The sequence below is a fragment of the Bacillus cereus group sp. BfR-BA-01349 genome, from assembly GCF_022663795.1.
Lineage (GTDB): Bacteria > Bacillota > Bacilli > Bacillales > Bacillaceae_G > Bacillus_A > Bacillus_A cereus.
This window is the reverse complement of record NZ_JAKUGE010000089.1, coordinates 1-10,421: the sequence shown is the minus strand read 5'-3', so window position 1 is coordinate 10,421 and position 10,421 is coordinate 1. Positions and strand designations below refer to the sequence as shown.

The following is a 10,421-nucleotide window of genomic DNA, read 5'->3' as shown; positions in this document are numbered from 1 at the left end:
CTTTTATTTTATCTTTTGAAGAAAATTTAGCCATAAAAAATGCACCTCCAATTGTTAGTTATGTGTCTAACAATTGGGGTGCACTTCAATTACTAGAAAGTCTTCTCTGAAACAAAAAGAAATGTACCAAACATTCCTACTCCGCTATATTCTTTTGAAACACCAGCTTCTGTTTTAAATGTTTGCTTTACAGTCATAAAGAATACACCATTTCGTGCATCTGTACTTTCAAATTGTAGTTTTTCTTTTTTACCATCTACATTTTGCGTGCATTCAAAACTACTCTCATTACAATTCAACGCATACTTATCCTCTACATACACTTTAAAATCTGATTCTTTCGGACAAGTTATAAGTAATATTGCCACGAGAATAATACTTATAATACCCACAATTGTATAATATTTCTTCATTTGTACTCCTTTCAAATGACAAGAAAACTTGACTTCATACGCCAAGTTTTCTTAGTCAACAACCCATTGCCACTCTTGTTCTTTCTTATCAAAAATGAGCCAACCTGTTTCTGTTGCTTCCTCTTTCAATTCATCGATATTATCTAACACCTCATCCGTACTTTCATACGAACCAACTACATATACCGGAATTTCAAGACCTCTTCTTGACTCAATCTTCCCTGCTAGATCTATGTAAAGACCATCTTCCATTAGTGGAATCAGTCCCATGATCAATTCTTTTGAAATTGCTGGGAAAATTTTTGATTTTTGGAAGAAAGAAAAACGTTTCTTACCGAAAGCACCGAGTTTATACGGAATGACTTTACTTAACATTCCTACAAAATCAGCAATTCTACGATAATACACTTTGTTGTACCATCCGTCATCATGTGAAAAATAAACAAATCGATTTTTCAACAGCGGAAAGAATGTTCTTGCAAGTGGTTCTTTTTTGTGAGCCAAATATAATAATTCTGCAATTTCTTTCGGCTCTAATTCATCTAAATCGCTTGCATCATCAAAATCTACCCAACAAAATTCATCAAATTCATCAATCTCTGCTTGAATTAACTTATGTATATTTTCTTCCTCAACATATTCAAATAAAGTATGATAATGAAAATCCGTCCATTCAAAGTTGTGCTTCAAAAGCAACACTTGATGAAGCGGTGAAGGGATGTTACTCGCAAACTCTTTAAACGTAATTCCTGATGTAATAAAACAATGACCTCGACGATTACCATTAATATATATCATATTCTTTACTTGGTCAGATCCTCCAGACAAAGCACCTAGCCACCTTCGTTTTATATGTTTCAATTCTATAGCATATTTTAACATGAAAAATTTTAGAAACATAGAAAAAACTTCAAAAACTATTTACAATTTCATGTGTTTTATTACATAGTGATTACAAGAAAAAACGCCTGCTCATAAGCAGGCGTTTTTAAAGGATTTCATCTGGGTTTTGAGGATGATGATTTCCCTCTTTCTTTTCTTCTTTTTGGAACATCGATTGAATTTTATCAATTGTTTGTGGAGCTAATTCAATCATTTTTTCTGCTAAATGTGTCGCATTTTGTAGATGAAGAATATTTACTCCATCTTTATTCACCACAAGAAATGCTACTGGTGTAATCGAAACACCACCCGCGCTACCGCCACCAAATGCAGCGTTACCGTTCGCTCTTTGTCCATCATTCGTTTGGAAATCAGAACCTCCTGCTCCAAAACCGAACGCTACTTTAGAAACCGTTAACACCACACCACCGTCAGCCGTTTGAACAGGCTCTCCAACAATCGTATTTACATCAACCATTTCTTTTAAATTTTCCATTGCTGCTTTCATTAACCCTTGAATTGGATGATCCACCGTTCATAACCTCCTTTGTCATATCTTTCCTAGTTTTTCCGAAAGTTTGTGAACTAAACATAAAATTTAATATTGATTTCAAAAAACTTAAGTTGTAATATTTAGAAAAATAAAAAAAGAGGTCGATTCGTTATGATGCGAAAATTAACAAAGAAAGATCATGAACAAGTATTCGCTTACCTAAAAGAAGAAGCAGCCCTTAACTTGTTTATTATTGGAGATATTGAAGCTTTCGGTTATGACACAGATTTTCAAGAACTATGGGGAGTATTTAAAGAGAATGGAACATTAAAATCAATTTTACTCCGATTCCACGATTCATTTATACCATATAGTAAAGAAGACTTTGTTACCACTGATTATGAGGCACTTCTTTCCGCATATAAGCCACTTAAACTCTCTGGTAAGTCAACTATTGTAGAAAAGTTTGAAACTGCTCCAAGTCTACAATTAGGCATCAAAAATGAAATGTATTTTTGTGAATGTCTAAATGACAACAACTTACCTGACACGCCTATTCATGAAACGATTAAACTTGCGTCACTCGATGATATAGAACGAATTATGAAATTACGAAGTGACATTGCTGAATTTCCGACTACCAATGAATCAGAGAAAATATTAAGGCAGGCTATCGAAACGAATACCGGACGCACATACTATATTGAAAAAGACGGCGTGATCATCGCATCCACCTCTACTTCCGCTGAAAATTCATTATCCGCTATGGTAGTTGGTGTATGTACACACCCGAATTATCGTGGAAATGGCTACGCTTCACTCATATTACAAAAAATGATCCAAGACTTTACGAAAGAAGGCCGAACACTTTGTTTATTTTATAACAATCCAGCTGCTGGACGAATTTATAAACGTCTAGGGTTTAAAGACATCGGGATGTGGACGATGTATCGATAATAAGAAGTACTCTATAAGAGGAAATAATCGTAACTTAGTAATACAAGCAAATTACAAAATAACTCACACCGTTATTATGAAGATGGAGAAACTACTTGTAAAGCCGTGCCCCTAACTAAAACATGTCATGTATTCAAGCTAAATTTAGACAGATAAATGCCCCAGTTGCATCTACTCCAGCAATTGGGGCGTTTACCCTCAAATTCTTTCCACTATATTTATGAAACATTTATTCCACTTATGTCGCTATTATCATTACGTGCAAATGCTCTTTTTAATATTACTGCTTCTTATTATACTGTGCTTTAAAATCAATATATTCCTGTCTCGCGTCCTGATTATTACCTTGTTGACTATCAAAGTATGTGTGTATTTGTGATATGTGTTCTACTGACTTTCCTTCTTCATTTCTCTTTTTATAATTCACTACAATACTCACTTCCAATATCTGCTCTGAGCCCTTTGTAAACTCAATATGCAGTGCGATCGATCCACCACCATATTCATCATATTGTATTTTCAACTTATCATTAATAATATTTTGAAACTCTGATTCAGTTAATGTATATCCAACAGTACTAGGCTGACCAAACTTTTTTATATCACCTCCTGGCTTCATCTTTAGTTTCCCTATCCCTTTTAAACGATCTACAATTAAGTTCACGTATGAAACATCCAGACTTGAATCCGTACTTTGTACCTGTCCATTCTCATAACTAATATTTGTACTATAATTAACTTCTTCTTTATAATTTTTATTATCTACTTCCGAGGTAATTTCTTGTGTTGTATTTCCATATAAACTTTTATCTTTCGTATTATATATGCCTTTCGAAGTTTGATAGATTGTTTTACTGTGCTCTCCATCTTCCTTTTGCTCATATGTACTATATATACCTCTTTGTTTCACATAGGCATATCCATCATCACTAGCGGACATAACCTTTTTCATATCACCTTCATCCAAAGCTTTGACAAATGGCTTATAATCTATCTTCGTCTCCCCAAAACTACATCCACTTAATAAACTTGATACTATTAACAGAACTATCATCATCCTAGCTTTCTTCTTTAACTTCATACTGACACCCCCTTGATTTCTCTAGGCATTTTTAGGTTCATTACATTCCCATTTTGATAGTAATATAGTTCACCTTTACTTACCGGTATTTATTAACTCATACAGATTATATTGAAGATACTTTAATTTTTAATAGCATCGATTTTTATACAATCCTTAATTGTTTATATATTCCGTTCGAATTTTCAGAAATCAAAACTTATTTTATTTCTTTGGCTTGCTTTTTTTCCTTTTCTTCATAAAGCTTTAGTCTTTTCTGACGTTCCTTTTCGTGCTCTTCCCACGAAATATAAAATGACGGAAACTTAAATCTACAATAGGCTAATAATTGGAATTCAGCTGCACCTATGGCTACCGCGTACATTACAAGAGTTCCTGCTATATACCCTGCTAATATCTCTATTTCATAATCATTATGAAAATAAATTAAAATAAGAAGGATTAGTGCATATACCGTAACACCAATCATTACGTTGTTTTTTGTTTTACTAAAAAATGAAGCTGCCCTTTCATCCATACTAAATGCTCCACTCTCTGCTTGTTTAAAGGTATCAATTGTTGTCACCAGATGAACAAAAACTGCTCCTAGAAACAATAAACCCACATACAATAATGTAATTTGATCAATCGAATAATTTGAAATTGCTGGAAGTATAAACAATGTGAATCCTATAGTTCCCAGCTGAAATGTACATAATAATATCACAAGCGCTTGCAACCTTTGACATTTAAAACGAACTTTTGGAAATAGATATAGAATTAAAAAGATTACTTGCAAGGTATATGAAACTAATTCAATACAAACAATTATTTTGTCAAAGAGATCTGGATAGTAACCCCAGCCAAATTTAACTAATGCTCCAAAAATAAAAAGCATGAATAATGAACTATAAACAGTTGCGCCAAGTATAAACACCATGGAGCGTTCTGGGCTTAAACGATTTCTACATGTAATTCTAAATTCATCTAAATCTTCTTCTTTTATGTTCCACATTTGTTAGCTCCACCTTTCCCCGAACTATAGTATATTACCAAAATAAAGATTCAATTTTCTTAGTCACTGATTTTATACCTTTTTATGTTCATCGCCACTCTTAACTATCTCTTTTGTTGTACTGCGCCTTGTATTTTAAATATTCCTGTCTCGCATCTTGGTTATTATCCTGTTTTCTATTAAAATACGTTATTATTTGGAACATATTTTCTACTAATTTTCCATCCTCATTCTTTTCTTTAAAATCTATATCTATCCTCATTTGCAAAATTTGTTTTGGATTTTTTGAGGCATCCAGGTGCAATACGATTGTTGCTCCATCAAATTCATCGTATTGTATCTTTAATTTATTATTAATAATATCTTTAAATTCAGATTCAGTTAGTCGATATCCCACTGAATTAGGCTGATCAAACTTTTTTATATCACCTTCGGGCTTCATCTTTAGTTTCCCTATCCCATTTAAACGATCTACAATTAAGTTTACGTATGAAACATCTAGATTTGAATCCGAACTTTTCACCTGTCCATTTTCATACTTAACATGAGTACTATAAATAGTTTCTTTTTTATAATTCTCATTTGTCCTTTTTCCCTTGTCTTTTTCTATATCAGTCATAACTGTTTGTATCGCCTCTCCATATAAACTTTTATCTTTTGTATTATATACACCTTCCGTAGTTTGACGAATTGTCTTACTATGCTCTCCATCTTCTTTTTGCTCAAACGTACTATAAATACCTCTTTGTTCCACAAAAGCATACCCATCATCACTTGCAGACATAACCTTTTTCATGTCACCTTCATCCAATGCCTTAATAAATGGCTCATACTCTACCTTTTCTTCAAAAAAACTGCATGCTTGTAGTAGGCTGATTGTTATTATGATAGTAATCATTTTAGAAACCTTTTTTATGTTCATTTCATCATCACACTACCCACTCTACATTTTCGATCAGATAACCTTCTAATCACTTTAATCACCTTACATAATTAAATTTTCTTTTAGAAGTTAAAATACTCTCTTGTAAATAATTACTTTTCTATCATCAAAACGTACCATACGCACTTTCTTTATGCCTTACGTTTCGATTTACCTTTTTTATTTTTCTTTCGATATCTTGGAGTCTCTCTTTTATGTTGCTCCCACGTTTTATTAAATGATGGGAATTTAAATCTGCAATATGCTAATAGCTGAAATTCAGCTGCTCCTATGGCTATCGTATACATTAAAACAGTTCCTATTACATATCCAATAAAAGTATCAAACGCATAATCATTATGAAAATAAATCAAAATAAGAATGATTAATGGGTAGATTGAAGCAACTTTCATCATAGTTCCTTTTGTTTTACTAAAAAAGGATACGGATCTTTCATCCATACTAAACGCACCTTCACTTGCCAATTTAAATGTATCTATTGTTGTTACAATATGAAAAATTACTGCTCCTAAATATAGCAAACATACATAATTCAACGTAATACGATCCATTGAATTATTAGCTATTTCAGAAACAACTAAAACTGTAAGTAATATAGTAGCCATTTGAAGTGCGTATAATAATACGACAAGTGTTTGTAGCTTTTGAAATTTAAATTGAGCTTTTGGAAATAAATATAAAATGAAAAAAATTACTTGCAGAGCATATAACAACACTTCCAGCTTAACAATTCCTATATTAAGGAGAACCATACAGTAATCCCAATCACCTGATACAATAATAGAAAAGACGGCTATTGAACTATAAAGTATTCCTCCAAACATAAATCCTGTAGCACCCTCAGGACTTAAACGATCATTACATGTCATCCTAAACTTATCTAAATCTTCTTCTTTTATATTCCACATTCAGTTTTTCACCTTCTATACAGTTTAAATAATTTCCAGGCACTAAAATCCCATTACATTCCTAACTTTTTAAGTACATTCATCTTTGCGTAACTATATTCAGATAATATTACCTCTACATTAATTACCGTACATAATCAGAATGCTTTTGATAGTTCAAATAGCCTTCTTTCTCCTCAAAAGCTCTAAATATTCTTCTCTCTTTCACTTAAGCATATCCCTCATACTCTATTTTTGTTTCTCTGAAATTGCACTCACTTAGTAAAAAACGTTACTGTTATCACAATTGTATCTTCAGAAAGTTGATAACCTCCCATCGACAATATGCTAAGAGGTTATTACAGTTATTTAAAATTTGTTTTTTAGTTTAATGGATTCGATTTTTGCAAATAATAATGTTATTTAATTTGAGAGAAGCGAATATTAAAAACATACTGCTTAATAACTCGTAATTAAGTCTTCCCCCTCATATCTAGGGTCTTTCTCAACTTTACCATCTTTTGTTTTGATGACTTTTAGTCTACCTAACCACTCTGCTCCGTTATATGTCTCTTCACTTACCCATACATTATGCTTTTTACCGTCTATCTCAACTACTAATGTGGGGTGTGTAAACATGAATTCCTTCTCTACATGCCTACCTACAATTTCTGCATGTAATGATGTACCTTCTTCAACTAGTTTACTATTTTGATACCCTTCGATAATAGGTAATCCAATAAATACAAAGAATATCAGTCCAAATACGATTACTTTCTTCTTTGTACTCCATTTATTCTTTTCTTTCAATTCCTTCTGTCTCGCTTCTCTTTCTTCGCGTTCATCCAAACTCTCATTTAAAGCATCTTCCCATGCCTTAATTTCCGCTTCGATTTCTGCTTCAGCTCTTGCTAGTTTTTCTAGTTGTTCATCGGTTGCTACCATCTCATATGAGTTATCTCCAACCAAACGAATTTCAGTACCATTTTCTTTTACTTTTCGCAAGTCTTTTTCTGTACAATTAAACTCTCGAATGATTTCCCCTTGTGTGTTTACCAATCTAACGTAAATGTTTTTTTCTCCTTCTTCTTAAACATCTGAACTCCCCCTTATTTGTTTCCTATCATAGATAACCCTATTGCAATTAAGAGAAAGAAAACGATAATAAGGAAAGTCTTCCCTTTGCTTACTTGTGTTGTACAACCTTCCAAGACAGCCCATATAAGAATTGGAAAAAGAAGAATACCTAGGAGAATATCGACCAACTTTTTGCTACTCTTCTTTAGCGGTTTTTCTTCTACTATCGGTTTTATCTGAACAGCTTCTTTTCTTATTTGTTTCGGTTTCTTTTTCTTACGTCTATGATTCACCCAACTTACTCCTTTTAGAATAACTTTTTCCTAACTATAAAAATACCGAAATATCCCCATTTTCATCGTACAGTATAAAATGATTTATTTCTTCACAGATAGATTTTCACCATAAAAAACAGTCTATGACTATTATTTACAAATATTATTTCAGCTTTTGCTCTTTTTCTCTTATTCTTTTTCTATTCGCTATAAATTCTTGGCGCTCTTTTTCATATTGTTCCCACGTAATATTAGATATTTAGATTCTTATTCAATCAAAAATAGACTTTCCTCTTTCCATTTTGGAAGAGGAAAGTCTATTTATTTCCAAATATATTATAGCCTTTGTTTTATTAATAATTGTTACTTATTATTTTCAGCCTTGTTCTTTATCGTTTTTACAAATTCATTTCGCCATATTTTAAAATTATGAGCAAAATTTCCTTCAATAGAATTTTTATACCCTTCAAATTTCACTTCTGATATATCAAAGTCATTGAATAATTTATATGTCTCTCCCGTCAAACCTACTGGGTGTAATACCCCACCATAGTCATAGAAAGTGTCTTCATCGAGAAGTATTCCTCTTGTAGTAATTACATACTCTACATCTTTTTCTTCCTCAGTACTCAACCTCACTACACTTCCTAAAGGCAAAACTTTCTCCATATAATCTTTCATATTAATTCACCGATCCTTTTAACACGATAATTTTCTCTTCTATTTTTTGTCGCCTTTTTTCTAATTGGCGGATACGATCAATAAAAGCATCACGTGTTTTACCTTGCAAACTATTATCAATACTATTTTCTAATCTTCTAATATCTCCGGTCAAAGATACAGCTGCTTTTTCAAGTTGCATAACAACATTAATAATTTGATCTCGCCCACCACTGTCCGGAAATGTACTATGAACCCTCGACATTATCATATGTAAATCCATCCTCATACCCCCTTCCTTAACATTTATCAATAATAAGAAACTGAAGCTAACTCTTCATCTTTTGCTATCATAGAAATTACCGCATCTGTTACATCTTGACTTAACTCTTTTAAATCATTTGAAAGTTCGTTCACATCTCTAGAAATCTCTACTAATAATGAACGATTTAACCCTCTACTACCATCATTCATAAAATAGTTTAATAATGATTGGCGATGGCTTCTAACATAATCTCCAGCAATTGAAGCAATATTTGTATCAATTTCAAAGTCACCTTTAAATACATCTAAAATATCTTGAACAAGAGAAGATGCTACTTCTTTTGCAATTGCTATAATTTCGTCACGGGATAAATAAAGAATGATGCATCCTACTAAAAAATCTACAGCTGCGTTAAATACTGATTCTAACACTTCAAGTACCTTTTCCTTACATTTTGCTAATTTATTCTCTATCCAATCCACAGCCGCGTTCACCTGATTTCTAACTTCTTGTATAACTTCCTTACTAAATTTCAAAGCTTTTTTTCCTGTTTCTACACCTATACTTGCTATTTTTGTTGCTAGAGCACTAGTATCTCCCACTACTGTTATTGCAACTAGAATTGCACTGACTGGGGTTCCATTTACCACTAAATCCACTACAACTTCTTCTGTTGTACTTAATGTTTTTTTTCCAGTGATTCCTTTATATAGGTCCCCAGCAGATTCTGATATTTCTAAAAAACCAAATTTCCAATCAAATCCTGTTTCGCTAACCTTTTTCAATTTATCTATTGCTACATTCCCATTCCCAGAATAAAATTTTGGATCATATAAAAAAGAATGCCCTTCCCCATTTTCCATTTTATAAACCTGTCCAGGTATTACAAAATCTGCGGCTTTAATGGCGCCATACAAAGGATCATATTCATTTATAAGACTGCGGCAATTTTTCATATTGGTCCCGTATCCGTACTTAACCACATCTTTATTTAAAACAGGCGCAGGATTTAAAGCTAATACGTTTATATTATCTTCTTGATGTCTTAATGCAACTGTATTCGCTGCTCCGCCACCTAAAGAGTGCCCTAGTAAAGTTATCTTCTTTCCTTTATTATCCGCTTTGACTTTTTCATAAAATCTTTCCGCTTGACTATACTGAAACTCCGCTAATGACCCAAATATAGGTGAATTAGTTAAATTATGCAGTCCAATTGCTCCATCGGTTGCTAAATCGCCTATTTGACTCGGTTGCGTTCCAACGTAAACTATAAAAATTTCACCTGTATGGTTGTCTTTTAGAGCGTATGCCCCAAAACCAGTCTGAGGATGTTGATCATCCTCTGCTATTAGTTCGGCATCAAAGTTATCTTCTAGTCTTTTCTTATTTTTTCCTGAGTCTGGATTGATATGATCCCCTTATAGTAGACAGTTGAAAGAAAGTTACTTTACTGTTTATTATGGAGGGGATTTTTTATGGGGAAAATTAGAAGAA

General features: G+C 32.7%; 12 protein-coding genes and 1 pseudogene. 1 reads left to right on the top strand and 12 read right to left on the bottom strand.

All coding sequences use genetic code 11. The features are described 5' to 3' along the window. Positions 1–92: 92 nt before the first annotated feature. The 3 genes from MR169_RS27395 to ytfJ all read right to left on the bottom strand — a co-directional run bounded on the left by MR169_RS27395 (position 93) and on the right by ytfJ (position 1,827). Positions 93–413 carry a hypothetical protein gene (locus MR169_RS27395; RefSeq protein WP_000761171.1) on the bottom strand — a complete coding sequence of 107 codons (321 nt, stop codon included), beginning with the start codon at positions 411–413 and terminating at the stop codon, positions 93–95. Between the two features lie 51 nt (positions 414–464). Continuing rightward, a complete protein-coding gene (locus MR169_RS27390) occupies positions 465–1,241 on the bottom strand; it encodes an oxalate:formate antiporter (protein WP_000014087.1) in 777 nt (258 codons plus the stop codon). A 160-nt stretch (positions 1,242–1,401) separates the two neighbouring features. Beyond that, on the bottom strand, positions 1,402–1,827 hold the full coding sequence (ytfJ, locus tag MR169_RS27385) for a GerW family sporulation protein (protein ID WP_000349986.1): 426 nt from the start codon (positions 1,825–1,827) through the stop codon (positions 1,402–1,404). Positions 1,828–1,959: 132 nt separating this feature from the next. Between ytfJ and MR169_RS27380 the strand changes: the two genes are divergently transcribed. Beyond that, entirely contained in the window at positions 1,960–2,745 is a 786-nt protein-coding gene (locus MR169_RS27380; RefSeq protein WP_201145254.1) for a GNAT family N-acetyltransferase, read from the top strand. A 280-nt stretch (positions 2,746–3,025) separates the two neighbouring features. On the opposite strand, the gene MR169_RS27375 is transcribed toward MR169_RS27380, so the two are convergent. From MR169_RS27375 to MR169_RS27335, 9 genes and pseudogenes are all read right to left on the bottom strand, one after another. Further along, on the bottom strand, positions 3,026–3,826 hold the full coding sequence (locus MR169_RS27375) for a DUF3952 domain-containing protein (RefSeq protein WP_000768487.1): 801 nt from the start codon (positions 3,824–3,826) through the stop codon (positions 3,026–3,028). 199 nt (positions 3,827–4,025) lie between these two features. After that, entirely contained in the window at positions 4,026–4,820 is a 795-nt protein-coding gene (locus tag MR169_RS27370; protein WP_242320365.1) for a hypothetical protein, read from the bottom strand. Positions 4,821–4,920: 100 nt separating this feature from the next. Beyond that, the gene (locus MR169_RS27365) at positions 4,921–5,718 is read right to left on the bottom strand and encodes a DUF3952 domain-containing protein (protein WP_423220433.1); all 798 of its coding nucleotides are present in this window, start codon (positions 5,716–5,718) and stop codon (positions 4,921–4,923) included. 176 nt (positions 5,719–5,894) lie between these two features. Further along, the gene (locus MR169_RS27360; protein WP_242320364.1) at positions 5,895–6,671 is read right to left on the bottom strand and encodes a hypothetical protein; all 777 of its coding nucleotides are present in this window, start codon (positions 6,669–6,671) and stop codon (positions 5,895–5,897) included. A gap of 438 nt (positions 6,672–7,109) precedes the next feature. Then, positions 7,110–7,655, bottom strand: a complete 546-nt coding sequence (locus tag MR169_RS27355) for a hypothetical protein (protein ID WP_088346045.1) — start codon at positions 7,653–7,655, stop codon at positions 7,110–7,112. Positions 7,656–7,759: 104 nt separating this feature from the next. Next, a complete protein-coding gene (locus tag MR169_RS27350) occupies positions 7,760–8,020 on the bottom strand; it encodes a hypothetical protein (protein WP_098048518.1) in 261 nt (86 codons plus the stop codon). Positions 8,021–8,365: 345 nt separating this feature from the next. Next, the gene (locus tag MR169_RS27345; RefSeq protein WP_000656388.1) at positions 8,366–8,683 is read right to left on the bottom strand and encodes a DUF4176 domain-containing protein; all 318 of its coding nucleotides are present in this window, start codon (positions 8,681–8,683) and stop codon (positions 8,366–8,368) included. Position 8,684: 1 nt separating this feature from the next. After that, positions 8,685–8,945: a hypothetical protein gene (locus tag MR169_RS27340; protein WP_000363090.1), complete on the bottom strand. Its 261-nt coding sequence runs from the start codon at positions 8,943–8,945 to the stop codon at positions 8,685–8,687. A gap of 26 nt (positions 8,946–8,971) precedes the next feature. Further along, positions 8,972–10,315, bottom strand: a pseudogene (locus MR169_RS27335) (alpha/beta hydrolase family protein); the annotation flags it as partial. Between the last annotated feature and the right edge of the window lie 106 nt (positions 10,316–10,421).